Source organism: Enemella evansiae (genome assembly GCF_004362375.1).
In the GTDB taxonomy this organism is placed as follows: domain Bacteria; phylum Actinomycetota; class Actinomycetes; order Propionibacteriales; family Propionibacteriaceae; genus Enemella; species Enemella evansiae.
Map to the genome: position 1 here is coordinate 724,839 of NZ_SNXA01000008.1, position 25,657 is coordinate 750,495.

At 68.2% G+C, this 25,657-nt stretch carries 23 protein-coding genes; 13 read left to right on the forward strand and 10 right to left on the reverse strand.

All coding sequences use genetic code 11. The features are described from left to right. Positions 1 to 59 precede the first annotated feature (59 nt). The 8 genes from C8D81_RS04080 (at position 60) to C8D81_RS04115 (ending at position 8,409) form a co-directional block, all read left to right on the forward strand. Positions 60 to 1,532 carry an ABC transporter substrate-binding protein/permease gene (locus tag C8D81_RS04080; protein WP_166646665.1) on the forward strand — a complete coding sequence of 491 codons (1,473 nt, stop codon included), beginning with the start codon at positions 60 to 62 and terminating at the stop codon, positions 1,530 to 1,532. Further along, positions 1,532 to 2,326 (forward strand): amino acid ABC transporter ATP-binding protein, encoded by a 795-nt coding sequence (locus C8D81_RS04085; protein ID WP_456151926.1) that lies wholly within the window; start codon positions 1,532 to 1,534, stop codon positions 2,324 to 2,326. The genes C8D81_RS04080 and C8D81_RS04085 overlap by 1 nt, the downstream gene beginning before the upstream one ends. A 39-nt stretch (positions 2,327 to 2,365) precedes the next feature. After that, positions 2,366 to 2,950, forward strand: coding sequence for a helix-turn-helix domain-containing protein (locus C8D81_RS04090; RefSeq protein WP_133625601.1), 585 nt, complete (start codon positions 2,366 to 2,368; stop codon positions 2,948 to 2,950). A 119-nt stretch (positions 2,951 to 3,069) separates the two neighbouring features. Further along, positions 3,070 to 4,611, forward strand: coding sequence for an ABC transporter substrate-binding protein (locus C8D81_RS04095; RefSeq protein WP_133625602.1), 1,542 nt, complete (start codon positions 3,070 to 3,072; stop codon positions 4,609 to 4,611). Between the two features lie 18 nt (positions 4,612 to 4,629). Continuing rightward, positions 4,630 to 5,565, forward strand: coding sequence for an ABC transporter permease (locus C8D81_RS04100; protein ID WP_094358495.1), 936 nt, complete (start codon positions 4,630 to 4,632; stop codon positions 5,563 to 5,565). Further along, positions 5,562 to 6,407 (forward strand): ABC transporter permease, encoded by an 846-nt coding sequence (locus tag C8D81_RS04105; protein ID WP_229237912.1) that lies wholly within the window; start codon positions 5,562 to 5,564, stop codon positions 6,405 to 6,407. Before C8D81_RS04100 ends, C8D81_RS04105 begins: the two co-directional genes overlap by 4 nt. After that, positions 6,404 to 7,402, forward strand: coding sequence for an ABC transporter ATP-binding protein (locus C8D81_RS04110; protein WP_094429616.1), 999 nt, complete (start codon positions 6,404 to 6,406; stop codon positions 7,400 to 7,402). Before C8D81_RS04105 ends, C8D81_RS04110 begins: the two co-directional genes overlap by 4 nt. Further along, positions 7,399 to 8,409 carry an ABC transporter ATP-binding protein gene (locus C8D81_RS04115; protein ID WP_094425391.1) on the forward strand — a complete coding sequence of 337 codons (1,011 nt, stop codon included), beginning with the start codon at positions 7,399 to 7,401 and terminating at the stop codon, positions 8,407 to 8,409. The genes C8D81_RS04110 and C8D81_RS04115 overlap by 4 nt, the downstream gene beginning before the upstream one ends. Here the strand turns inward: C8D81_RS04115 and C8D81_RS04120 are convergent. Continuing rightward, positions 8,396 to 9,865, reverse strand: a complete 1,470-nt coding sequence (locus tag C8D81_RS04120) for an amino acid permease (protein ID WP_094425394.1) — start codon at positions 9,863 to 9,865, stop codon at positions 8,396 to 8,398. The two genes, C8D81_RS04115 and C8D81_RS04120, sit on opposite strands and share 14 nt — an antisense overlap. A gap of 94 nt (positions 9,866 to 9,959) precedes the next feature. On the opposite strand from C8D81_RS04120, the gene C8D81_RS04125 reads away from it, so the two are divergent. Next, on the forward strand, positions 9,960 to 11,168 hold the full coding sequence (locus tag C8D81_RS04125) for a MarP family serine protease (RefSeq protein ID WP_166646666.1): 1,209 nt from the start codon (positions 9,960 to 9,962) through the stop codon (positions 11,166 to 11,168). 136 nt (positions 11,169 to 11,304) lie between these two features. Beyond that, positions 11,305 to 11,865 carry a hypothetical protein gene (locus C8D81_RS04130; protein WP_094358507.1) on the forward strand — a complete coding sequence of 187 codons (561 nt, stop codon included), beginning with the start codon at positions 11,305 to 11,307 and terminating at the stop codon, positions 11,863 to 11,865. A 230-nt stretch (positions 11,866 to 12,095) separates the two neighbouring features. On the opposite strand, the gene C8D81_RS04135 is transcribed toward C8D81_RS04130, so the two are convergent. The 6 genes from C8D81_RS04135 to lpdA all read right to left on the reverse strand — a co-directional run bounded on the left by C8D81_RS04135 (position 12,096) and on the right by lpdA (position 20,244). After that, a complete protein-coding gene (locus C8D81_RS04135) occupies positions 12,096 to 13,364 on the reverse strand; it encodes a glutaminase (RefSeq protein ID WP_094429617.1) in 1,269 nt (422 codons plus the stop codon). Between the two features lie 15 nt (positions 13,365 to 13,379). Continuing rightward, positions 13,380 to 13,796 carry a (deoxy)nucleoside triphosphate pyrophosphohydrolase gene (locus C8D81_RS04140; RefSeq protein ID WP_229119408.1) on the reverse strand — a complete coding sequence of 139 codons (417 nt, stop codon included), beginning with the start codon at positions 13,794 to 13,796 and terminating at the stop codon, positions 13,380 to 13,382. Then, positions 13,793 to 14,398, reverse strand: coding sequence for an HhH-GPD-type base excision DNA repair protein (locus C8D81_RS04145; protein WP_094425402.1), 606 nt, complete (start codon positions 14,396 to 14,398; stop codon positions 13,793 to 13,795). The genes C8D81_RS04140 and C8D81_RS04145 overlap by 4 nt, the downstream gene beginning before the upstream one ends. A 122-nt stretch (positions 14,399 to 14,520) precedes the next feature. Then, complete coding sequence (locus C8D81_RS04150; RefSeq protein ID WP_133625604.1) at positions 14,521 to 16,776, reverse strand: heavy metal translocating P-type ATPase; 2,256 nt, start codon at positions 16,774 to 16,776, stop codon at positions 14,521 to 14,523. Further along, positions 16,773 to 18,818 carry a cytochrome c oxidase assembly protein gene (locus C8D81_RS04155; protein ID WP_094429619.1) on the reverse strand — a complete coding sequence of 682 codons (2,046 nt, stop codon included), beginning with the start codon at positions 18,816 to 18,818 and terminating at the stop codon, positions 16,773 to 16,775. Before C8D81_RS04155 ends, C8D81_RS04150 begins: the two co-directional genes overlap by 4 nt. Positions 18,819 to 18,846: 28 nt before the next feature. Further along, entirely contained in the window at positions 18,847 to 20,244 is a 1,398-nt protein-coding gene (gene lpdA, locus C8D81_RS04160; RefSeq protein ID WP_094358516.1) for a dihydrolipoyl dehydrogenase, read from the reverse strand. An 80-nt stretch (positions 20,245 to 20,324) separates the two neighbouring features. Between lpdA and C8D81_RS04165 the strand changes: the two genes are divergently transcribed. Further along, positions 20,325 to 21,872: a helix-turn-helix domain-containing protein gene (locus C8D81_RS04165; protein WP_094429620.1), complete on the forward strand. Its 1,548-nt coding sequence runs from the start codon at positions 20,325 to 20,327 to the stop codon at positions 21,870 to 21,872. Positions 21,873 to 22,045: 173 nt separating this feature from the next. On the opposite strand, the gene pdxY is transcribed toward C8D81_RS04165, so the two are convergent. Next, complete coding sequence (gene pdxY / locus C8D81_RS04170; protein WP_094358520.1) at positions 22,046 to 22,900, reverse strand: pyridoxal kinase PdxY; 855 nt, start codon at positions 22,898 to 22,900, stop codon at positions 22,046 to 22,048. A 59-nt stretch (positions 22,901 to 22,959) separates the two neighbouring features. Here pdxY and C8D81_RS04175 point away from each other — a divergent pair, with 59 nt between their 5' ends. Both C8D81_RS04175 and C8D81_RS04180 read left to right on the forward strand, forming a co-directional pair. Then, a complete protein-coding gene (locus C8D81_RS04175) occupies positions 22,960 to 23,472 on the forward strand; it encodes a PGPGW domain-containing protein (protein WP_094358522.1) in 513 nt (170 codons plus the stop codon). A 5-nt stretch (positions 23,473 to 23,477) separates the two neighbouring features. After that, positions 23,478 to 24,269: a glycerophosphodiester phosphodiesterase gene (locus C8D81_RS04180; protein WP_094358524.1), complete on the forward strand. Its 792-nt coding sequence runs from the start codon at positions 23,478 to 23,480 to the stop codon at positions 24,267 to 24,269. 1 nt (position 24,270) lies between these two features. On the opposite strand, the gene C8D81_RS04185 is transcribed toward C8D81_RS04180, so the two are convergent. Both C8D81_RS04185 and C8D81_RS21470 read right to left on the reverse strand, forming a co-directional pair. Beyond that, positions 24,271 to 24,987 (reverse strand): alpha/beta fold hydrolase, encoded by a 717-nt coding sequence (locus C8D81_RS04185; RefSeq protein WP_133625606.1) that lies wholly within the window; start codon positions 24,985 to 24,987, stop codon positions 24,271 to 24,273. Between the two features lie 38 nt (positions 24,988 to 25,025). After that, on the reverse strand, positions 25,026 to 25,640 hold the full coding sequence (locus tag C8D81_RS21470; RefSeq protein ID WP_267873113.1) for a carboxyl transferase domain-containing protein: 615 nt from the start codon (positions 25,638 to 25,640) through the stop codon (positions 25,026 to 25,028). Between the last annotated feature and the right edge of the window lie 17 nt (positions 25,641 to 25,657).

Consider the following 25,657-nt stretch of genomic DNA (forward strand, 5'->3'; position numbering starts at 1 on the left):
TCACCCAGTGCAAGGAGTTGACCTCCATGTCAGCACGGCTACGAGCCGTCGCTTCCGCCTTGTTGGTCCTGGTCATCGGGCTGATCTCCGGATGCGCGAGCCCCGGCAACACCGAATCCGACAAGCCGAAACTCATCCGCGAGGGCGAGTTGGTGGTGGCGATGAGCGGCGAATACCGCCCCTTCAGCTACGTCGACAACGGCCAGCTCACCGGTTTCGATCTGGACATCGCGCAGGCTCTGGCCGATCAGATGGGCCTCAAGCTGGTTCCCGAGACCGCCGGATTCTCCACCCTCGTTCAGGGAACGGCGAGCGGTCGCTACGACATGCTGGTCGCCTCCACCTCGGCGACCCCGGAACGGGCGCAGATCGTCGACTTCGCCGATGGTTACTACTCCTCCGGTGCCCAGCTGTTCGTCAAACGGGGCCAGGCCTGCACCTCGGTGCAGGACGTCCGGGGTCAGGAGCTCGGTGTCGCCTCCGGCACCTCCTACGAGAAATACCTGAAGGACAACCAGATCACCGATCGGGTGAAGACCTACGAGTCCGACATCACCGCCCTGCAGGATGCCGCGACCGGCCGGTTGCAGGGTGCGGTCACCGACCAGCTCGTCGGGCAGAACCAGATCAAGGAGGCCGGCCTCGACCTCGTACCCTGCGGTGACCGGCTCTACAACGAGACCCAGGCTCCGGCGATCGCCAAGGGCAACCCGCTGCGCGGTGAGGTGAACAAGGCCCTCGCCGAGATCATCCGCAACGGCAAGTACGCCGAGATCTCCACCAAATACTTCGGCCAGGACATCTCCGGCCAGATCGACAACGCGCCCGTGCGCGAGGTGATGGACACGGCCCCGACCGAGCAGGGCGGGCCCAGCTTCGGCGAGCTGTTCGTCAAATACATCCCGGTCTTCGTCAAGGCCGCCGGGCTGACCCTGGCGATCACGGCGGTGGCGCTGGCGATGGCACTGGTCGCCGGTGCGGTGATCGCCGCGATGAACATGAGCTCGATCGCCCCGCTGCGCTGGCTGGCCGCCGCCTGGATCGGATTGATCCGAGGTACGCCGCTGATCGCGCAGCTGTTCGTGCTCTATTTCGGTCTCACCCAGCTGGTGTTGCTGTCCGGTTTCTGGGCCGGGGCCATCGCGCTCGCGGTGCACAACTCCGCCTACATCGCCGAGATCATCCGCTCCGGTTTCGGTTCGGTGCCCAAGGGGCTCGTCGAGGCCTCCCGCTCACTGGGCATGTCCCGGGTGCAGACCCTCCGCAAGGTGCAGATCCCCCTGGCCACCCGGGCGATCCTGCCGGTGCTCGGCAGCCAGTTCATCATTGCGGTGAAGGATTCCTCGCTGGTCGCCTTCATCGGCATGGGTGAGCTGTTCCGCACCGCGCAGAACATGGCGGCGGCCGAATACTCACCGCTCAATGCCTACCTGACCGTCTCGGTCTACTACCTGATCATCGTGCTGGTGCTCACCGGCGGTGTGCATCTGCTGGAACGCCGAATGAACGCCGACCGGAAGGCGGTGCACTGATGCCCGAGGAGATCGAGATGTCCGAGGAAGCGGTGACGAACCCCGGTCCCGAGCAGACCGGCAACATCGTCGAGATGCGTCAGGTCACCAAGAAATTCGGCGAGACCGTCGTCTTCTCCGACGTGGATCTGGATGTCGCCGCTGGTGAGGTCGTGGTGCTCGTCGGGCCCTCCGGGGCCGGCAAGTCCACTCTGCTGCGCTGTGTCAACGGCCTCGAGCGGATCACCAGCGGCACCATCGAGGTCGCCGGCGAAGAGCTGCGCTACCAGGAAAAGACGCTGAACCACCTGCGCTCCCGGGTCGGGATGGTGTTCCAGCAGTTCAACCTGTTCCCGCACATGAACGTGCTGCACAACATCACCGTCGCCCAGCGCGAGGTGCTGGGGCGCAGCCAGGACGAAGCGGTCGCCACCGCCCGCCGGATGCTCGACCACGTCGGGATGAGCCACAAGGAGGATGCCTACCCGGCCAGCCTTTCCGGCGGCCAGGCCCAACGTGTCGCGATCGCCCGCGCGCTGGCGATGGATCCGGCGATGATGCTCTTCGATGAACCGACCTCCGCGCTCGACCCCGAGCTGGTCAACGAGGTGCTGTCGGTGATGCGCGATCTCGCCGATGAGGGGATGACGATGATGTGCGTCACCCACGAGATGCGGTTCGCCCGCCGGGTCGCCGACCGGATCGTGCTGATCGCCGACCAGGGCATCGCCGAGGAGGGTGCGCCGGATGCCTTCCTGGACGACCCGAAGTCCGAACGGGGCAAGGAGTTCCTCGCCTCCCTCAGCGAGGGCTGAACGGCTCCGCAGCGTACGCCGGCGGCTATGATCCGCGCTATGTCGAGTGCCGAGGCAACCGATCCCGACGAGTCGATGGCCGTCAGCGCGACGCTCAAGCTGGCGCGCACCCGACTCGGGCTCTCGGTCGCCGCCCTGGCCGAGAAGTCCGGGGTGAGCATGGGCCAGATCTCCCAGCTCGAACGCGGCCGGGCCAATCCGTCGCTGCGTACGCTGACCAAGCTCGCCCGGGCGGTCGGCGTACCGCTCACCCAACTGCTCTGCGGTGCGCGCCCCACCAAGGTCACCTTCGTCGCCGCCGGCGCCGGGATCGACCTGCCCCACCACGAGAACTCCCCCGGTTATCGCCGCGAGCTGCTGACACCGTCCTGGCTCACCGACCTGCAGGTGATCCGCACCGAGCTGCCCTCGGGTTACAGCAACGAGGGGTTGGCCTACCGGCATCTCGGGTATGAATCGGTCACGGTGCTGTCCGGTCGGCTGCGCGTCGTCGTCGGATCGGATGCGTTCGTCCTGCAGACCGGTGACACCGTGAGTTACGAGTGTTCGGAGCCGCACTGGTGGGTCAACGAGAACCGGGGCACCACGGTGGTGCTCGGGTCGGTCATCCCGGTGTCGTCCTGACCGGCGTCTCATTCCTGACGGCCCGCCGCTTCCCCTCCCACCACACGGGCCATAGTGTGCTTAAAGTGAATGACTGAGCAATATATTGAAGCCAGGAGCGCAGCAAAGGGTGGTTTGCCATGGCTGATCTGTCTCGTCGAGTATTCCTCGCCTCCTCGGTCGGTGTGATCGCCGGCATCGCCGCCGGATGTTCCACCGGGGAGAGCGTCCAGGTGCCCGGTGGCGGTGCCGGTGGGCAGGGCCCGCAGGGTGCGCTGATCGCCGCGATCAGCGGCGAACCGGACAAACTGGATCCCAACTCGACCACCTCCTACAACTCCTTCCAGGTGTTGGAGAACGTCTTCGACACCCTGGTGGAACCGGACGAGAACCTCGTCATGAAGGGCGCGCTGGCCGAGCGCTGGGAGAACAGTCCCGATCAGCTATCCTGGACCTTCTTCCTGCGCGACGGTGTCCAGTGGCACGACGGCAGCCCGTTCACCGCCAAGGATGTGGTCTACACCTACCAGCGGCTGCTGGGGCAGAAACTGTCCAACTCCTGGCGCTTGTCGGCGGTCACCGATGTGTCGGCCCCCGACGAGCGGACCGTGGTCATCAAGGTCAAATCCCCCTCCCCCAACCTGCTGGCCAATCTCGGCAGCTTCAAGGGACTGGCGATCGTCCAGCAGGCCAACGTCGAATCCGGTGCCATCAACACCAAACCGATCGGCACCGGCCCGTTCAAGCTGGACAGCTACACCCAGGGTGACACCATCCAGCTCAGCGCCAACGAGAACTACTACGGCGGCGCGCCGAAGGTGCCCGGGGTCACCTTCCGCTTCATCAGCGAGCCCTCCACCGCGCTCGCCGCGCTGAAGTCGGGTGAGATCCAGTGGACCGATGTGGTGCCGCCGCAGCAGGTCGACGCGCTCGCCGCCGACCGGAGTGTCGTCCTCGGCCAGGCAGGTTCCAACGACTACTGGTATCTGGCGGCCAACGAGGCCAAGGCTCCCTGGCGGGATGTGAAGGTACGCCAGGCGCTCGCCTTCGCGATCGACCGGGCCGCGATCACCCAGGCCGCCAAGTACGGCAAGGCGACGGTCAACCAGCTCGCGATCCCGAAGTCCAGCGAGTTCTTCGTCGAGTACGCCCCCTACACCACCGATGTCGCGAAGGCGAAGGCCCTGATGGCCGAGGCCGGCGTACCGAATGCCACCATGCAATTCCTTGCCACCAGTGAATATCCGGAGACCGTGACGATCGGCCAGCTGCTCGCCGACCAGCTCAAGCAGATCGGTGTCACCGTCGAGATCAAGACCGTCGACTTCTCCACCTTCCTCGACGAGCAGGGCAAGGGGAACTTCGATCTGCTGATGATGGGCTGGCTCGGCAACATCGATCCCGACGACTTCTACTACGGCCAGCACCACACCGACGGTGCGAACAACTACCAGAAGTATTCGAATCCGGCGGTGGACGCCCTGCTCGAACAGGGCCGCACCGAGATCGACAAGGCCAAGCGGAAGGACATCTACGCCCAGGCAGCGAAGACGATCGCCGACGAGGGCAGCTACATCTACCTCTACAACCCCGAAGTGATCCAGGCGTCCTCGCCGCGCCTGCAGGGTTACACCGTGCGCGGCGATCGCGCGATCCGGTTCCGGACCGCGTCGCTGAGCTGACCGCGAAGGCGCGCTGCGGTGTTCATCCTCAAACGGTTGCTGCATGCACTCCTGGTGCTGCTGGGAGTGAGCGTGGTGGTGTTCGCGCTGATCCACCTGGTACCGGGTGATCCGGTCCGGCTCGCCCTCGGCACGCGTTTCGACCAGGCCAGTTACGATGCGCTGCGACGCGCCTCCGGATTGGACCAACCCCTGCTGCAGCAGTACTTCTCCTACATCGGCAAGGCCGCCACCGGCAATCTCGGGGTCAGTTTCCGCTCGGGCCAACCGGTCACCGTGCTGCTGCTCGGCCGGCTCGGCGCGACCGCCTCGTTGGCGATCACCGCGATCATCATCGCCCTGCTGATCGCCTTCCCGCTCGGTACGCTGGCGGCCCTGCACCGCGGCAAGCCGATCGACATGATCAGCCGTTTCTTCAGCCAGGTAGGGGTTTCGGTGCCCGACTTCTGGCTGGGCATCCTGCTCATCCTGGTGTTCAGCAGCACCCTCGGCTGGTTCTCCTCCAGCGGTTACGTGCCCATCACCCAGGATCCGGTCGCCTGGGCACGCAGCGTGCTGCTGCCGGCCATCACCGTCGGCACCGGCTCGGGCGCCATCCTGACCCGATACGTCAGATCCTCGGTGCTGGAGACGCTGGGCGCCGACCACGTCCGCACCGCCCGTTCGGAGGGGCTGCGCGAACGCACCGTGCTGTTCGGCCACATCCTGCGCAACGCCCTGGTGCCGGTGATCACCGTCGGCGGCACCCAGCTCGCCACCCTGCTCGGCGGGGTCGTGGTCGTCGAGGTGGTGTTCGCCTGGCCCGGTCTCGGGCGGCTGGTCTATGACTCGGTCGCGGCCCGCGACTATCCGGTGATCCAGGGTGCGGTGCTGCTCATCGCCACCTTGTTCCTGGTGATCAGCTTCCTCGTCGACGTTCTCTACTGGCGGGTCGATCGGAGGATCGCCCTGTGAGCGGGGGGGTGCGTCGGATGCTGCGCAATCCGGTCGTGGTGGGCTGCCTGATCGTGTTGCTGGCACTGGTGATCGGGGCCCTGTTCGGCGGCTACCTGACCCCCTACGGTGCCAACGAGACCGACATCCCCGCCGCCCTGCAGGGACCGAGCGCGGCGCACTGGTTCGGCACCGACGAACTCGGTCGGGACGTGTTCACCCGGGTGATCGTCTCCTGCGGCGCCACCCTCAAGGTGAGCGTGCTGTCGGTCGCGATCTCGGTGCTGCTCGGCGTCCCGCTCGGACTCTTCGCCGGTTATCTCCGCGGGGCGGTGGACAGCACCATCATGCGGCTGGTCGATGTGATGTTCGCCTTCCCGGTGATGCTGCTCGCCATCGCGATCGTGGCCGTCCTCGGCCCCGGATTGAACACCGCGATCATCGCCATCGGCGTCGTCTACACCCCGATCTTCGCCCGCGTCACCCGCGGCAGTGTGCTGCAGATCCGCGAGGAGCCGTTCATCCGGGCCCAGCAGGCGCTCGGGGCCGGCAGCCTGCGGATCCTGTGGCGGCACGTGCTGCCGAACGTGAGCGCCCCGATCATCGTGCAGACCTCGCTGTCGTTCGCGTTCGCGATCCTGTCCGAGGCGGCGCTGTCCTTCCTGGGCCTCGGCGTACAGCCACCGGCGCCGTCCTGGGGCCGGATGCTCTTCGACGCCAAGGGATTCTTCAACATCGCGCCCTGGCTGGCGATCTTCCCCGGCCTGGCGATCTTCGTCACCGTGCTGGCATTCAACCTGCTCGGCGATTCACTGCGGGACGCGCTGGACCCGCGATTCGTGAGCGCGAAGGAGGCCGCATGACTCCGTTGTTCGCCCTCGATGATCTGACCGTGCGCATCGGTCCGGCGCAGATCGTCTCCGGGGTCAGCTGGTCGGTCGAACCCGGGCAGACCCTCGGCATCGTCGGCGAGTCCGGATCGGGCAAGTCGATGTCGGTGCTGGCGGCCACCGGCCTGGTCCCCCGCCCGCCGGCGGTCATCGGCGGCCGCGCCCTGCTCGGTGCCGGTGAGCAGCAACTCGACCTGCTGTCGATGAGCGCGCGCCAGCTGCAGCAGGTCCGCGGCCGTCGGATCGGTTTCGTCTTCCAGGACCCGGCCAGCTCGCTGAACCCGCTGTTGACGGTGGAGAAGCTGCTCTCCGAACCGATGCGCGCCCACCTCGACCTGGACCGGACCGCGCTGCGCCGGCGGGCCCTGGAGCTGCTCGAACTGGTCGGCATCCCCGACCCCGAGCGACGGCTGAAAGCGTACCCACATGAGCTTTCCGGCGGGATGCGGCAACGGGTGATGATCGCGATCGCGCTGAGCTGCGACCCGGAGGTGCTGATCGCCGACGAGCCGACGACCGCCCTCGATGTCACCATCCAGGCGCAGATCATCAGCGTCGTCAGGGATCTGCAGGAACGCCTGGGCACCGCGGTGGTCTGGATCAGCCACGACCTCGGCGTGATCGGCGGGATCGCCGACAACGTGGTGGTCTGCTATGGCGGTCAGGTCGTCGAAGAGGCGCCCATGGATGTGCTCTATCGACGCCACCGGCATCCCTACACCCGTGGTCTGTTCGCCGCCCGGCCGACGCTGGGTGAGTTCGACCAGCCGCTGTCCACCATTCCCGGATCACCGCCGGATCCCAGGAACCTGCCGCCCGGCTGCATCTTCTGGGACCGCTGCGAGGTGCGCACCGATCCGAGCTGTGAGACCGAGCGCCCCGCACTGGTCGAGGTCGCCCCGGACCACCGGGTACGGACCCGCTGCGTCCTCCCCGACCTCGGGCCGATGAGCGGAGGTGCCGGATGAGCGAGGATCGGAAAACCCTGCTGGAGGTACGGAATCTGCAGATCCAGTTCCCGGTCCGCCTCGGCGACCTGTCGGTACGCCAGGCGCTGCGCGGTCGGCGGGAGCGACCGGTGGTGCACGCGGTGGAGGATGTCAGCTTCACCATCGCAGCGGGTGAGACCCTCGGGCTGGTCGGCGAATCCGGTTCGGGCAAGTCGACCATCGGCAACGCGCTGATGCGGCTCGTGGAGGCCACCTCGGGAGAGATCACCCTCGACGGGATCGACGTCCGCGCCGCCAGCGGCGCCGAGCTGCGCCGGGTCCGGCGTACCGTCGCGATGGTCTTCCAGGACCCGCTGACCTCCCTCGACCCGCGCCGCACCATCCGGCGGGCCCTGCTCGATCCGCTGGAGATCCACGGCCTGCATCCGGGTGACCGCGATGCGCGGGTGCGGGAGCTGATGGGCCTGGTCGGCCTGCCCGAGGGGCTGCTGGACCGTTACCCGCACCAGCTCTCCGGCGGCCAGCGGCAGCGGGTCTGCATCGGTCGTGCACTGGCCGTGGAACCGAAGCTGATCATCCTGGACGAGGCCACCGCCTCGCTCGATGTCAGTGTGCAGGCACAGATCCTCAACCTGCTGAAACGGTTGCAGGCCGAGCTCGGACTCTCCTACCTGTTCATCGCCCACGATCTCGCCGCGGTGGAATACATGAGCCACGAGGTGCTCGTCCTCTATCTGGGCCGTGCCATGGAGCGGGCCACCCGTGGTGAGCTCTACGCCGACCCTGCGCATCCCTATTCGTCGGCGCTGCTGTCGGCGATCCCGGAGGTCGATCCGGAGGCCGAACGCAACCGCGCGCGCACGGTGCTGGTCGGTGATGTGCCGTCGCCGGTGAACCCGCCGAGTGGCTGCGTGTTCCGCACCCGCTGCCCGATCGCGATCGACGACTGTGCGGCCGCGATCCCTGACCCGGTGGAGCTTTCGGCCACCCACCGGGCCGCGTGCATCCGGATCAGCCGACGCTGACGCGCTCGGCCTGGCGGTGCTCCTCGGCCACCTGGCGGCGGAACTCCGCGCGCTGGGCGCGATGATCGGGCGTACGCCGAACCACCAGATAACCGACGGTGACCAGCACGAACCAGACCGGGGTCGCCAACAGACCGGCCAGCGTGTCCGGGTCACCGGTGAACGCCCAGATCAGGAAGCCGAAGAAGGCGAACACCACCCACGGCATCACCGTGCCCAGCGGCATCCGGAACCGGCTTGCGGCATGGTCCTGCGGGCGCCGGCGGCGATACACCAGATAGCTGGCCAGGATCATCGTCCACACGAACATGAAGCAGAGCGAGGAAACCGTGGTCACCACCGAGAATCCGGCCGACTCCCCCAGCCCGGAGGCGAGCAGCACCACCGAGGACAGCAGCACCACGGCGGTGAGGAACAGCGCGTTGCGGGGCACGTGCCGGCTGGACAGTCGCGCGAACATCCGCGGCGCGTCGTTCTGGGTGGCCAGCCCATAGACCATCCGCGAGGTCGAATAGATGCCGGAGTTGGCCGAGGACATCGCCGAGGTGAGAACGACCAGGTTGACCACGGCCGCGGCGGCCGGTAGCCCCGCGGCATCGAAGACCTGGATGAACGGTGAGTTGTCGGCGTCGTAGGTGGTCCACGGCATCACCGACATCAGCACCACCAGCGAACCGATGTAGAACAGCAGGATCCGGATCGGGATCGAACGCACCGCACGCGGCAGGTTGGTGTCCGGGTCCTTGGTCTCGGCCGCCGTCGTGCCGACCAGTTCGATCCCGACGAAGGCGAAGGTGGCGATCTGGAAGGCCGCGACGAAGCCCAGGAACCCCTTGGCGAAGAAGCCGCCGGCGTCCCACAGGTGGGTGAAGCTGGCGGTGCCCTGCGCGGAGGTGAAACCGGAGAGGATCAGCACCACACCGACCACGATGAGCGCCAGGATCGCGACGATCTTGACCATCGCGAACCAGAACTCGGTCTCCCCGAATGCCCGCACCGTCGGCAGATTCAGCCCGATCAGCGCGGCGATCACCAGCAGCGCGATCACCGGGGTCGACCAGGGCGGCAGGTTCGGCAGCAGATGGGTGACATAGACCGATGCGATCACGATCACATCGGCGACCGCGGTCACCACCCAGCAGAACCAGTAGGTCCATCCGGTGAAGAACGCGGCCCAGGGGCCGAGCAGGTCGCCGGTGAAGTCGGCGAAGTTCCGGTACTCCTTGCGGGACAACAGGATCTCCCCCATCGCCCGCATCACGAAGTACAACATGAAGCCGATGATCAGATAGACCAGCAGCACCGACGGGCCGGCGACCGAGATCGTCTTGCCCGAGCCCATGAACAGGCCGGTGCCGATGGCACCACCGATCGCGATCAGCTGGATGTGCCGGTTGCCGAGGGCGCGTTCGAGCTTCGGCGATTCGGGGTGCTCGGGGATGGCGGGAGATTTCATCAGGTGGCACCTTAGTGAGAAGTTCCCACAGAGAGCGGGAAATTCCGCCCGCGTGTACGCGTCCGGCTTTGGCGGCAGCGGCATGATGGATGCCGTGACCGCCGCCATGCTCGTCGACCTGACCCTGGTCCTGTTGCTGGTCATCCAGGTGCTGATCGGATGGCAGCGGGGACTGGTCAGCACGGTGTTCGGGGTGATCGGTTATCTGGGCGGCGCGGTGCTGGCCCTGTGGGGGCTGTCCTCGCTGCTGGCGCTCACCTCGATCGGGCCGGACTCGACGGCCCGGGCGATCATCATGCTGGTGGGTGTGCTCGGCCTGGCCTCTGCCCTGCACGGTCTGACCGCCCAGCTCGGTACCCGGCTGATGGCCAGGCGCCGCGCCGACGGCGGCGGCCAACTGGATTCGGCCGGCGGGGCCGTGGTGAACGTGCTGGTCACCGCCATTGTGATCGGACTCGTCGGGATGGCGCTGCTCCCGGTCGTACCGGACGCCTGGCGGCGTACCCTCAACGATTCCCGGGTGGTCACCGCGACGACCGATCGGATGCCGCCCGAGGTCGTCACCGCCACCTCCGAACTCACCCGCGCCCTCTATGACGCCGGTTTCCCGCCGGTCTTCGGCAACCCGCTGGACGAACCGCGGATGGAGGCGGCCGCTCCCGATGACGGCGCGGTCACCACGCCCGGCATCCAGCGTGCGGCGGCCAGCGTGGTGAAGATCCGGGCCTCGATACCGGGCTGCAATCGGGTCGCCGAGGGCTCCGGCTGGGTGGCGCAGCCGCGCCGGGTGGTCACCAATGCCCACGTGATCGCCGGTGCCGACCGGATCACCCTGCAGGTCGGCGGCACCGGGGCCCGGTTGCCGGCCACCGTGATCCAGTTCGACCCGAATCGCGACCTGGCGGTGCTCGACGTCCCCAGCCTGCGGGCGCCGGCACTGCAGACCGCACCGGCGCTGGAGAACGGCACGTCGACGGTGGTGGCCGGGTTCCCGCTGGACGGCCCCTATGACCTGGAGCCGGCGCGGATCCGGGGCACGGTGCACGCCACCGGGCGCGACATCTATGGTTCGTCGATGGTCACCCGGGAGATCTATTCGATCTATGCCGACGTGAACCCGGGCAACTCCGGCGGCCCACTGCTCACCGAGGACGGCCGCGTCGCCGGGACCGTCTTCGCCCGCTCCACGGTCACCCCGCAGACCGGTTTCGTGCTCACCAACGACACCGCGGAGGCCGCGCTGACCGCCGCCAGCAGCACCAACCGGACGCCGGTCGGAACCGGCAGCTGCGCCACCGACTGAGCCCAGGGGTCGCGTACCCGCCGATGTGAGATTGCCGACATCGGGCTCGTCCACCCCTTCGAGAACTACATTGTGTAGTACTACGTGTCATAATAGACATGTCGGAGCAACCACAACAGAATCGAAGGAACCGCTCATGCGACGCAGCGCACTCGACAAGCTCATCTCCGCCGTCGGCCTCTCCCTGGCCGCGATCCTGGTGGTCGCCGGTGGGTTGCTGACCTGGGCGTCCAGCTTCGTCAATGCCCAGGTGCACGACCAGCTCGCGGCACAGCGGATCACGATGCCCTCGGGCGCCTCCCTGGAAGCGCTGCCGCCGGCCGACCGCGAGATCCTCGCCCCCTATGCGGGACAGGAGATGACCAACGGCACCCAGGCCAAGGCCTTCGCGGACAACTACATCCTCGTGCACATGAACAAGTCCTCGGGCGATCGCACCTACGAGGAGGTGTCCGGTGAATACCAGAAGCTGCCGGACAAGACGACCGACGAGGCCAAGGCGATGGGTGAACTGCGGCAGAGCCTGTTCATGGGCAACACCCTGCGGGGCATGCTGCTCAACGCGTACGCCTTCGGAACCATGGGCATGATCGCCGGAATCGCTGCAGTGGCAGCATTCGCGGGCGCCGTGCTGATGCTCTTCCTGTCCCTGCTCGGCTTCCGGCACGCCTCGCGTGCCGGTTCGGCAACGGTCTGACACGCACCTGACGGACCGTTGTTCGCCCCCTGACCTCCGCAAAGGTCAGGGGGCGCTCTAATTCTGTCGGCTCGCGCGCGGCGCCAGACGCTCGCCTCCCGCATTGTCGGCTCGCGCGCGGCGCCGAGCCGCGCGCCCCACCGAACTCTTGGGGACTATCTCACCGTGTCGGGCTCCGCGACGGTGCATAACCCCTGACAAAATCGGGGCCGGGCTGGTCAACCGAGTGGTCAGCCGGGCAGGGATTCCACGACGCGCACCGGCTCACCGCCGGTGTCCGGGTCGGGCAGCATCTGTTCCGGATCGACCAGCGTCAGGGGGTGGCCATCGAGGCCGAGGCGGCGCATCCCCTCGAGGACCATCCGGCGGCCCACGTTGTCGATCGAGGCCACCCGGGAGACGTCCAGGATCACCTCCTGGCCGCCGGGCGACAGCTCGACCAGCTGGCGCAGCACCTGCTCCGCGCCGGCGAAGTTCACCGCCCCCTGCACCACCACCAGCCGGGCATCCGGCCCGTCGAGCCCGGGTACCAGCTCGACCTGATCGCGCAGCACCGACAGCGCATTGGGCGGCGTACCCATCAGATGCATGCCCATGTCTTCGGAGAGCCGCTCGAAGAGTTGTACGCCGCGGGTGCTGTTGCCGAAGGAATCCAGACGGGGTGAGAAGGTGCCCAGCCCGCACTGCCCCGGCAGGGCACCGATGATGCCGCCGGCGACACCACTCTTGGCAGGGATGCCGACATGGGAGACCCAGTCACCGGCCGCGTCGTACATGCCACAGGTGAACATCACGCTCATCACCTGCCGGGCCGCCCGCGGCGAGACGACCTGGACGCCGGTCACCGGATTCGTACCGCCATTGGCCAGCGTCGCCGCCATCACCGAGAGGTCCCGCACGCTCACCAGCAGCGAGCACTGCCGGGTGTACTCGCGGACCAGGATGCCCGGGTCCTCGGAGATCTTGTCGCGGGCCCGGACCAGATAGGCCAGCGCGGTGTTGCGGTACCCGGTGGCGACCTCGGACTCGAAGACCGCGTCATCGACCTCCAGCTCCCGACCGGCGAACGCCGACATCCCGCTGCGCGCGCGTTCGAAGCGGGCCGCCACATCCAGTCCGGGTGCGCCGACCAGCGAGTGCGTGGTGATCGCGCCGATGTTGATCATCGGGTTCCGCGGGCGGCCGGTGTCGGGTTCCAGGGAGATCTCGTTGAACGCATCACCGGTGGGCTCGTCGCCGACCACCTCGAGCACCGCCTCCAGGCCGCGGTCCTCGATCGCCAGGGCGTACGCGAAGGGCTTGGAGATCGACTGGATCGAGAACTGCACCTCATCGTCACCGGCGGAATAGGTCACCCCGTCGAGGGTGGTGATGGCGACACCGAGCTGGTTCGGATCGGCCTGGGCCAACTCGGGGATGTAGTCGGCCAACTCCCCTCCGTCATTGCTGTTGCAGTCGTTCAGGATCTCGGCGAGGTAGTCAGGCACGGGGGTCTGCATGGCGGCAAGGCTAGCTCAGGGCCAGGGCCGCTCGGCGAGCAACGCGGCCACCGCCACATCGGCCGGTACCCAGGCCGGGTCGGTGAGTTCCGCCCGCCGCAACCAGCGGACCGCGTCATGGGCGTCACCGGGATGCGGCTCGTCCCCGCTGGCCACCCAGAAGACCCGCATCCGCAGCGTCTCCGAGATCGGCCAGGATCCCTGTGCGGATTCGATTTCCGCTCCGACCGTGACCCCGATGCCGAGCTCCTCGGCGAGTTCGCGGGCCAGCGCCGCGACCGGGGTCTCCCCCGCCTCCACCTTGCCCCCGGGGAACTCCCAGAATCCGGCCAGTGCGGCGGGTCGGGTACGCCGGGTGGCGAGGATCCGGTCGTCGCGCACGAGCACGCCGGCGACCACCAGCCGCACACCCGGCGGCAGGGGTGGGGTCACGCCTGGGCGGCCTTGTCGGCGGCCGCCTTCTTGGCCGCCGCCTTGACCTGCTTCTTGGTCTCGCGGACCTTCTGCAGGGAGCTGTTGTCGGTGATGTCGGCGACCGAACGGAAACCGTCCTTGCCGTAGTCGCCGGCGGCCCGCTGCCAGCCACTCGGCGTGATACCCCACTGCTTTCCCAACAGGGCAAGGAAGATCTTCGCCTTCTGATCACCGAAACCGGGCAACGCCTTGAGCCGTTTGAGCACCTCGGCACCGTCGTCGACACCGGCCCAGATGTTCTCCGCGTCACCGTCGTAGTCATCGACCAGCGCCCGGCAGACCTGCTGCACCCGCTTGCCCATCGACCCGGGGAAGCGGTGGATCGCCGGCTTCTCGGAGCAGAGGGCGACGAACTCCTCGGTGTCCATCGCCGCGATCTTCGCCACGTCGAGGGTGCCGCCCATCCGCTGCGCGATCACCGCCGGCCCGCTGAACGCCTTCTCCATCGGCACCTGCTGATCCAGGGTCATGCCGAGCAGCAGCGCGTTGGCATCGGTGCTCAGCAGGCGATCCGAGGCGGCATCACCGGTGAGCCAGAGGTCGTGGTCCTTCTCCGTCATGGGGTCATCCTGCCAGAGCGGAAAATGACCATGGAATATTCGTACTTATATTTGAATAGTTCGACTGAAGGGCCGGATATTCCATGATCATTCCTCGGACTCATCCCGCACGTGCCGCCGGCTCAGCCGAGGGAGCGGCTGCGCAACCGCAGGCTGTTCGCCACCACGAAGAGCGACGACAGCGACATCGCCAGGCCGGCGATCAGCGGGTTCAGCAGACCGGCGGCGGCCAGCGGGATGGCCGCACAGTTGTAGCCGAAGGCCCAGATCAGGTTGCCGCGGATGGTCCGCAGGGTGGCCCGGGACAGATTGATCGCATCGGGCACCACGTTGAGGTTCTCCCGGACCAGGATCACATCGGCCGACTTCATCGCGATATCGGTGCCCGAGACCATCGCCAGGCCGAGGTTCGCGGTGGCCAGTGCGGCGGCGTCGTTGATGCCGTCGCCCACCATGGCGACCTGGTGGCCGGCGGCCTGCAGCTCGGCGACCGCCTCGGCCTTGCGGGCCGGCAGCACCCCGGCCACGAAATCGTCCATGCCGACCTGGGCCGCGACGGCCGCGGCCGCCTGTTCGTGGTCACCGGTGAGCAGCACGGTCCGCAGACCGCGCGCCTGCAGCCGGCGAACCGCCTCGGCCGCGGACGGGCGTACCCGGTCGGTCAGCACGTGCACGCCGACGACCGCGCCGTCGACGGCGACCAGCACCGGGGTCGCGCCCCGGTCCCGGGCGGCCCGGACGATCTCCGCGGCCACCTGGGGGACCTCGGCCACCCGGTAGTCGGCCAGCATCGCCTCGTTGCCGACCACCACCCGCTGCCCGTCGACCACCCCGGTGGCGCCCTGCCCGGTCGGGGTCTCCACCTGGCTCACCACCGGCAGCTCCCCCACCGTCGGATCACCGGCGATCGCCCGGGCCAGCGGATGGTCCGACTGGCCCTCGACCGCGGCCGCGAGCAGGCGTACCCGAGCCTCCGGGAGCTCCCCCACCGCGTGCACCGACTCCAGGGTCAGCGCACCCTCGGTGATCGTGCCGGTCTTGTCGAAGACGACCGTGTCCACCGCACCGCTGGCCTCCAGCGCCTCCTGGGTCTTGATCAGGATGCCGAGCTGGCCACCGCGGCCGACCCCGACCATCAGCGCGGTCGGCGTCGCCAGACCCAGCGCACACGGGCAGGCGATGATCAGCACCGAGAGCGCTGCACTGACCGAGGACCGCACCCCATGGCCGGTACCGAACCAGCCGATCAGGGTGATCGCGGCGATCAGCAGCACCGCCGGGACGAACCAGCCGACGACCCGGTCGACCAGCTGCTGCACCTTCGCCTTGCGCAGCTGGGCCTGTTCGGCGAGCGCCGCCATCTGGGCCAGCTGGGTGTGTGCACCGACCCGGGTCGCGCGCACCACCAGCGGCGCGGTCACGTTGACCGTGCCACCCAGGACGGCCGCCTCCGGCCCGACCTCGACCGGTACCGGTTCACCGGTCATCATCGAGGTGTCGACCGCCGAGCTGCCCTCGAGAACGGTGCCGTCGGCGGCGAACCGTTCCCCGGAGCGGGTCCGGAACCGATCCCCGGCGCGCAGGGTGGCGACCGGTACGAGTTCCTCGGTGCCGTCGTCGGCGAGCCGGCGCACCTGCTTCGGCGCCAACTGGTTCAGCGCGCCGAGCACCCCCTGGGCGCTGCGCCGGGCGCGTGCCTCGAAGTAGCGGCCGGCGAGCAGGAAGGTGGTGACCGCGGCGGCCACCTCGAAATAGATCGCATCGGCACCGGCGGGGGTGATCCCGTAACCGAGCCAGTAACCCTCGGTGTCCGGGGTCCGCCAGATGATCGAGATCAACGACCAGCTGAACGCCGACAGCACCCCGAGCGAGACCAGGGTGTCCATGCTGAACGAGCGGTTGCGCAGATTGCGCCAGGTGGCGACATGGAAGGGCCAGGCGCTCCAGAACACCACCGGGACCGCCAGCGCCACGCACAGCCACTCCCACATCGGGAAGCGCAGGCTCGGCACCAGGGCGAGCACGATCGCCAGGTTCGCCAGCGGGATCGTCAGCACCGCCGCCACGGCCAGCCGCAGCCGCAGCGTACGGACCCGTTGCTCGGAGATCCGGCCCAGCTCGGAGTCGTCGCCGGTGGCCTCCATCGCGGTGTAGCCGGCCTTCTTCACCACCGCGATCGCGTCCTCGGCGGAGGCGCCCTCGACCAGCGCGCGTTCGGAGGCGTAGTTGACCGTGGCGTGCACGCCTTCGAGCTTGTTCAGCTTCTTCTCGATCCGGGTCGCGCAGGCGGCACAGGTCATCCCGCCAACCAGCAGCTCGACCCGGTCGGTCTGCTGCTCGGGCAGCGTGCCATCCAGCGTCGATCCGGGCGTGCTCATCGGTCCGCCCGATCGGAGAGCTTCTTCAGCATTTCGTTGTACGCCTCATAGGAATCGTCGAGTCCGGTGTCCATCGCCCGGTCCTTGCGCTTCGCCTCGCGGGAGTCCTGCAGGAACCACTGCACGAGCAGCGCGACCACCACGACCAGCATCGGCAGCTCACCCAGGGCCCAGGTGAACTGGCCGCCCAGCTTCTGGTCCTCCAGCAGATCGGTCATCCACGGCAGGGCCAGGGATCGATAGTAGTTCTCGGCGATGATCCCGTCGGTCGACAGCAGCGCCACCGCGAAGAACGCGTGGAACGGCATCACCGCGAACAGCATGCCCAGTTTCGCCAGGTGCGGCAGTTCGCGCGGCATCCGGTCCACCCCGGCGACCATGCCGAAGAAGATCAGGCCGCTGAGCATGAAGTGCACCGTCATCAGCTGGTGGCCCCAGTGGTACCGCATCAGATAGCCGAACAGGTCGGAGAAGTAGACCACGTAGAACGAGCCGACGAAGAGCAGCCCGACCAGCACCGGATTCAGCAGGTATTCCAACGGTTTCCAGCCGATCATGCCGGTGACCAGCTCCCGCACGCCGGCGGGGGTGTTGTCCCGGCTGCTCGGCAGCACGCGGAGCAGCATGGTGATCGGCCCACCGAGCACGATCAGCGCCGGGGCCAGCATGTTCACCGTCATGTGCACCAGCATGTGCTTGGAGAAGGTGCCACCGGAGAACGACCACATGCCCGAGCTGACCGCCCACAGCATGACCAGCCAGCCGGCCACCCAGGCACCGACCCGCACGATCGGCCAGGCGATGCCCCGGCGCCGCAGGATCGCGTAACCGACCAGATAGATCACGATCGCCAGCACCGACACGGTGGTGAGCAGCATGTTGGGCCGCCCGGGCAGCACCAGCGCGGCCAGTGTGGGCGGATTCGGCAGGTCGTAGCCGAGATAGTTGATCGCCGTGGATTCCTGTGTGATCAGGAATCGCGGCGGTGCCATGTGCGCGGTGGCGACCTGGCAGCCGACCGCCAGGATCGCGATCGCCAGATCCACCCCGACGGCCAGCCGGTTGCGCGGCCGACGCAACAGCAGGCTCGCCAGCAGGCGTACGCCGACCAGCAGCCACAGGGCCAGCGCCATCACCTTCAGCATCCCGTAGAAGGTGGCCAGCGGTGCGGTGCCGGCGAGCTCGTACCAGGTGACGACCGCCCATCCGGCCAGCACGAACGGCAGCGCCCAGCCGGCGAACCGCCGCTGGCGGCGTAGCAGCATCGGCTCGTCGGCCGCCGCCGCGGGCGCGGCCAGCAGCGCGCCCGAGGCGGCGATCACCACGGTCTGGGCCAGGGTGGCGATGATCGCGGCGTCCGAGCCGAAGTCGTGGTCGGCACCCACCGACACGTTGCCGGTGAGCACCGGGGCGAGCTGCCAGACCGCACCGACGATCAGCAGCGTCAGCGTGGCACCGATGGTGCGGACCCGGCGGGCGCAGAGCAGCGTGATCAGCGCGATCGCCGCCGGTACCAGCCAGGCCGCGGCGGGCTGGGTGGCGGACAGGAAGGGCCCCAGCGCGCGGACCGCGACCAGCAGCGAGACCCCGTTGTTCTCCCCCGCGGTGAGCGGCACCATCAGCAGGCTGGCCGCGAACCAGACCGCCGCGGTCCGACCGGCGAGCCGGGCGAGGCCCCGACCGGTCTCCGACAACCGGTGCTGCCGGCGTCGGCTCGGGGTGAACGCGACCGCCGCCAGCAGCAGGCCGAAGGTGATCAGCATCGCCAGCTGGCTGATCAGATCGAGCAGCCCGGCGAGCTGATTGGTCACCGGATCGGCGAACTCCCGGCCGCGCAGCGGCGGCAGCAACCCCTGCAGCACCACCCCACCGGCGACTACCAGCACCGCCAGGCCTGCGGTGAACCAGACCGGGAACCAGCCGGTCCCGGTCTGCAGCACCTCCCGGTGTTCGCTGGGTGCGGCTGATCCCGCGGCGTCCGGTGGGGCGTCGCTCTGACCGGTCTGGTCGGTCTCGGCGGTGTCGGTGGGGTCGGTGTCCATCAGCACGTCGGGCTCCAGGGGGTTCGGATCAGAGGTTGATCATGTGCCCGGCGATACCCTCGACGGCTTCCTTGAGGGTCTCGGTCAGCGTCGGGTGCGCGTGGATGCTGCGGGCGACCTCGTCGGCGGTGAGGTCCCACATCTGGGCCAGCACCAGCTCGGGCAGCAGCTCGGTGACGTCGGGGCCGATCATCGAGGCGCCGAGGATCTCGTTGTACTTGCCGTCGGCGACCACCTTGACGAAACCGGCGGTCTCGCCGAGCCCGTTGGCCTTGCCGTTCGCGGAGAACGGGAACTTGGCGACCTTGACGTCGTAGCCCTTCTCCCGGGCCTGCTCCTCGGTGTAGCCGAAGGAGGCGACCTGCGGCTGGCAGTAGGTCGCGCGCGGGATCATGTCGTAGTTGATCGGCATGGTCTCGGCCCCGGCGATCGCCTCGGCGGCCACCACACCCTGCGCCTCGGCGGTGTGGGCCAGCATCAGCTTGGCGGTGACGTCGCCGATCGCGTAGATGCCGTCGACATTGGTCTTCATGAACTCGTCGATGTCGATCGCACCGCGCTCGGTCAGGCGTACCCCGGTGTTCTCCAGACCGTAGCCCTCGGTGCGCGCCGCGAAGCCGATGGCCGACAGCATCTTGTCGGCCTTCAGGACCTGCTGGTCGCCACCCTGGGCCGGCGCCACGGTGACCTCGACGCCGTCGCCGTTGTCGACCACCGACTCCACCTTGGTCGAGGTCATCAGCTTCACCCCGAGCTTCTTGTACGCCTTGGCGAGCTCCTTGCTGATCTCGGGATCCTCGGTCGGGACGATCCGGTCCAGGAACTCCACCACGGTGACGTCGACGCCGTAATTCGCAAGCACGTAGGCGAATTCGATGCCGATCGCACCGGAGCCGGCGATCACGATCGAGGACGGCACCTCGTCGGCGAGGATCAGCTCCTCATAGGTCATCACGTTCTTGCTGACCTCGACCCCGGGCAGCATCCGGGTCACCGAACCGGTGGCGATGATGCAGTTGTCGAAGGTGACCTGGCCCTCGTCCTTGCCCCCGGTGATGTTGAGCGTCTTCGCGTCGACGAAGTCACCCCAGCCGTCGATCTCGGTGATCTTGTTCTTCTTCATCAGGTAGTGCACGCCCTTGACCATCTTGTCGGCCACCTGACGGGAGCGGGTGTAGGCGGTGGGGTAGTCCATGGTGACGTCGCCATGGATGCCGAAGGTCTTGGCCTCCTTGGTCACGATGTGCGCGATCTCGGCGTTGCGCAGCAGCGACTTGGTGGGGATGCAGCCGACGTTGAGACAGACGCCACCCCAGTACTTCTTCTCCACCACGGCGACCTTCAGACCCAGCTGGGCGGCACGGATGGCGGCAACGTAGCCGCCCGGGCCGGCGCCCAGGACAACGACATCAAAGTGTGAGCTCATGGGCCCAACTCTAGGGTTCAGTACCGAACTGCGCCCACTCGCGCCGACACGCGGGCAACCCGAGTTGCAATATCTCTTATATGAGTTACGGTATTCCGGTGACTGAGACCTCACTCGACCGCATCGGCACGATCATCCGGGACGCCCGCAAGCACCGCGGGTTCACCCAGCAACAGCTGGCCGACCACATCGGCACCAGCCAGAGCGCGATCCATCGTATCGAATCCGGAAACCAGAACCTCAGTGTGGACATGATCAACCGGATCGCCGCCGCACTCAACTCCGAGCTGATCTCGGTGGGCGCGACCGGGACCGAGCATCTGCGGGTCAACGGCCCGACGACACTGTCCGGTTCCATCGAGGTGCGCTCCTCCAAGAACGCCGCCGTGGCGCTGCTCTGCGCGTCACTGCTGGTACCGGGCAAGACCGTGCTGCGCGGCATCGCCCGGATCGAGGAGGTGAACCGCCTGCTCGAGGTGCTCACCAGCATCGGCGTCGAGGCGATCTGGTCCGAGGACCGCCGCGACCTCACCCTGACCCGGCCCGCCGAGCTGCGGCTGGACCAGATGGATGTCGAGGCCGCCCGGCGTACCCGCTCGATCATCATGTTCCTCGGCCCGCTGATGCACTACTACCCCACCTTCCAGTTGCCGTACGCCGGTGGCTGCGACCTGGGTTCGCGGACCGTCGAGCCGCACCTGCAGCTGCTCCGCCACTTCGGCCTCGAGGTGACCGCGACCGAGGGCTACTACCAGGCGACCAGCGACAAGCGGGCACCCGAGCGGGCGATCGTGCTGATCGAACGCGGTGACACCGTCACCGAGAACGCGCTGATGGCCGCCGCCCTCACCCCCGGTACCACCGTGCTGCGCAATGCCAGCTCCAACTACATGGTCCAGGACCTCTGCTACTTCCTGGAGGAGCTGGGTGTGCAGGTGGAGGGCCTCGGCTCGACCACTCTGAAGGTGACCGGCATCGACCCGAACGAGGTGCCCGACTCGGTCACCTACGCCCCCTCGGAGGATCCGATCGAGGCGATGAGCCTGCTCACCGCGGCCATCGTCACCGAGTCGGAGCTGACCATCACCCGGGTGCCGATCGAGTTCCTGGAGATCGAGTTGGCGATCCTGGAGGAGATGGGCCTGCGCTTCGACATGTCCGAGGAGTACACCTCGGGCAACGGCCGGACCCGGCTGGTCGACCTGACGGTGCACCCCTCGCAGCTGACCGCACCGATCGACAAGATCCACCCGATGCCGTTCCCGGGCCTGAACATCGACAATCTGCCGTTCTTCGGGGTGATCGCCGCGGCCGCGGAGGGCCAGACCCTGATCAACGACTGGGTCTATGAGAACCGCTCGGTGCACATGCTGCCGCTGAACCAGCTCGGTGCGAACATCCAGCTGCTCGACCCGCACCGGCTGAGCGTCAACGGCCCGACCCGCTGGCGGTCCCACGAGATCGTCTGCCCGCAGGCGCTGCGTCCCGGTGTCTGCATCCTGCTGGCGATGCTGGCCGCCCGCGGCACCTCGACGCTGCGCAACGTCTACATGATCAACCGCGGGTACGAGGACCTGGCCACCCGGCTGAACAAGATCGGCGCCGACATCCAGGTCTTCTGGGATTGATTCTTGTCGGCTCGCGCGCAGCGCGCCATGACCCCGCTCTTCGGCCCAGTCGTCGAAATCCCCGCGGCGCGTCTCTCGGTGGTCGAGTGGCGTGACGCGGGGATTTCTCCTTTGTGGGCCTGCATCGCGGGGACGCGCTGCTTGACGCTCGCCTCCCGGCGTGAGCGCGGGGCTCAGCGGACCTGGCGGACCTCGAAGGTCTCGGAGGGGTCGGCGATCTCGTCCTGGGCGTCGACCAGGCGGAGTTCGTCGTGGCCGAGTTCGGCGGTCCGCCGCAGCACCCCGAAGACGATGGCGGCGGTACGCCCCAGCGCCTGCGGCGTACCGACTCCGTCCAGCAGCGCGGTCAGGAACATCGCGGTGGTCAGATCCCCCGAACCGGTGAAGTTGCGTTCCAGCAGGGGCGTGGTGACCAGCCAGGCCCCGTCGTCGTCGACGGCGAGCATGTCGAGGGTGCCGGGCTGCTGGCCGGCGTGGGTCACCGAGGTGACCAGCACCGTCTTCGGGCCACGGGCGCGCAGCGCGTCCACCGCCGCCAGCACCTCCTCCAGGGAGCCGGATTCGGTGCCGGTGAGGAAATTCAGCTCGAAATGGTTCGGGGTCATCACATCGGCCTGGGGCACCACCTGGTCGCGGAAGAACTCCGGGATCCCCGGCCGGGCATAGAAGCCGCGGCCGATGTCACCCATCACCGGATCGCAGCAGTAGAGCGCCTGCGGGTTGCGGTCGCGGACCAGCCGGACCGCGTCCAGGATCACCGCGCCGACCGCTTCACCGCCCTGGTAACCGGACAGCACCGCATCCACCTGGCCGAGCACCCCGCGCTCGTCGATCCCCATCACCACATCGGCGATGTCTTCGGCGGCCAGCAGCGGCCCGCGCCAGGCACCGTAGCCGGTGTGGTTGGAGAAGGTCACCGTGTGCACCGGCCAGACGTCGACACCGCGCCGCTGCATCGGGAAGACGGCGGCGGAGTTGCCGGCATGGCCGTAGGAGACCGAGGACTGGATCGAGAGAATGGTGGTCACCGGAGGAATCCTGCCATGCCCCGACCCGCGCCTGTTGGAGCCACCAATAGGGTTGGGCCATGCGCACCGATCGGGGCCCGCACGGGGAGGATGATGCCGACGCGATCAGCGACCCCGGGGCGGAGCCGGCGACCGGTGCCCATCGGCACCACGACCGGCATCCGCACCTGATCGATGCCGATGAGGATCGCTGGAAGTGGCGGGCGAAGATCCGCCGCGACCCGCGCAAGCTGTTCTTCTACCGGATCGGGGTCGCCGTCCTCGGTGTGCTGCTGATGATCGCCGCCATCATCACCGGCCCGCTTCCCGGACCGGGCGGGATCCCGCTTTTCCTTGCCGGGTTGGCGGTCTGGGCCAGCGAGTTCGAGTGGGCGCAGGACCTGATGTACTGGTTCAAGGCCCGCTTCGACGACTTCCGCAAGTGGCCGCGGCGGCGCAAGGCGGTGTTCTGGTGCATCGTCGCGATCTGTGCGCTGACCGGCCTCTACAGCTCGATGCTGATCTTCGGCGCCCCGGGGTGGCTGCCCGATTCGGTCCTGGCCGTGCTGCGCCAGCTCCCGGGCGTACGCTGACCGCCATGGCCCCACGCGCCGCCGATTACCGCTATTTCGACGCCCCCTTCATCCCGCTGGCCCACCGTGGCGGCTCGCTGCTGCCGGAGAACGTCGGCCGGGAGAACACCGTCTTCGCCTTCGCGCAGGCCGTCGCGCTCGGCTACCGGTGGCTGGAGACCGATGTGCACGTCACCGCTGACGGCGTACTCGTCGCCTTCCACGACGACCGGCTGGACCGGGTCTGCGACGGCGACGCCACCGGACTGATCGCCGACCTGCCCTGGTCGGAACTGCAGCAGATCCGGGTCGGTGGTGAACCGATCCCGACACTGGCCGAGCTGCTCGACACCTTCGACGAACAGTTCTTCAACATCGACATCAAGGCCCCCGGTGCGGTCGAACCGCTGGCCGGTGTGCTCGCCGCCCTGCACGCCCAGGACCGGGTCTGCGTCGGCTCCTTCTCGCGCGAGCGGCTGTCCGCCTTCCGCCGGTTGATGGGCACCCAGGTCGCCACCTCGGTGAACCCGCCCGGGGTCGCCTGGTCGGCATTCCTGCCGGTCCTCCCCCGTTACCTGCACGACGACGGTGTCGCCTTCCAGGTGCCGGTCCGGTGGCCGATCGCCGGTCGTGAGGTGCCGATCGTCAGCCGCGGGCTGATCGCCCGCGCGCACGCGGCCGGTCAGCAGGTGCACGTCTGGACGATCGACGACCCGGCCGAGATGGAGCGGTTGATCGATCTCGGGGTGGACGGCCTGGTGACCGACCGCCCGGACCTGCTCAAGGAGGTCTGCCGGGCCCGCGGCCTGTGGACCTGACTCAGGCCTTCAGGAAGGCTTCGGCCAGTTCCTCGGGCCGGGTGAACAGTGCCTCGTGGGTACCCGGTACCTCGACCGCGGACACGCCGAGCCGCTCGGGGAAGCGCTCCCAGCCGTACTCCCCCGGCGGCAGGGCGATGTCGTCGGCCCCGAGCAGATAGGCCGCATCGATGCCGAGCTCGGCCGGTACGACGGGTTCGACCGGGGTGGTGAAATACTGCATCGGCTGCGGGACGAGCAGCTCGTGGATGACCTGCTGCACCGGCTCGTCGGCGTCCTGCATGAACGCCGCCTGCCAGACCTCGAACGGCAGCATCACCGAGTTGTTGCCCGAGGCCGCCGACAGGCCCTCGAACAGTTCCCGATAGTGCGGCGGCACCTCATCCAGCAGCGGGCGGCCGGCCGCGGGGACGAATGCGCTCCAGTAGACGAGCTTGCTCAGCCGCTGCGAGATCCGCGGCGCGGCACCGGTGATCACATACCCGCCCCAGCTGTGCCCGACGAGGGTGACCTCGCGCAGATCCTCGCCCTCGATCATGCCGACGACATGGTCGACCACATCGCCCAACTCGTAGTTCCGTGGCTCGTCGCCGTCGCGCAGGCCGGGCAGCGTCGGCGTGAACACCCGGTGACCGGCCTCCCGCAGGTGTTCGGCGACCGGGTGCCAGGCCCAGCCACCGTGCCAGGCACCGGTGATGAGAACGAAGGTTCTGGGCATTGCGCTCTCCTTTGATCGCAGTCGGCTCCTGAAGGACACTACCCCGCGATTTCTTGCCGTGACAGCGTTTCCGGGGCCCGGCCGACGCTCTGCTCACCGAGCGCGGCACCGATCTCGGCCACCACGGCGGCGGCCAGCTCGGCCGCTGTGTCGTCCGCGCGCTCGGGTACCAGCCGCTGCACGAAGCCGTCGGCGAGCAGATCGACCGCCCGGATCCGTTGCCGATCAGCCAGTTCCGCCGCGTGTTCCAGGTCGCCGAACACGATCAGGCTCGCCCCCTCGGGCGGCAGCGGAGCGAGCCAGGCCTGCTCGGCGGCGATCACGGTGCGCGCCGGGAAGAGCGCCAACGCACCGCCGCCGCAGCCCTGACCGAGCAGGACCGACACCGTCGGCACCCGCAGGCTGGCCAGGGTGGCGATGCAGCGGGCGATCTCGGGTGCGATCGCGCCCTCCTCGGCCCGCGCGGACAGTTCGGCACCGGGGGTGTCGATGACCGTCACCAGCGGCAGCCCGAGCTCCTCGGCGAGCCGCATGCCGCGCCGCGCCTCGCGCAGCGCACCGGGACCGAGTTCGTGACCGGGGGTCTGCCGGCTGCGGTCCTGCCCGACCAGGACACAGGGTCGATCGGCCAGCCGGGTCAGCGCGACGACCAGCGTCGAGTCGCGCTCCC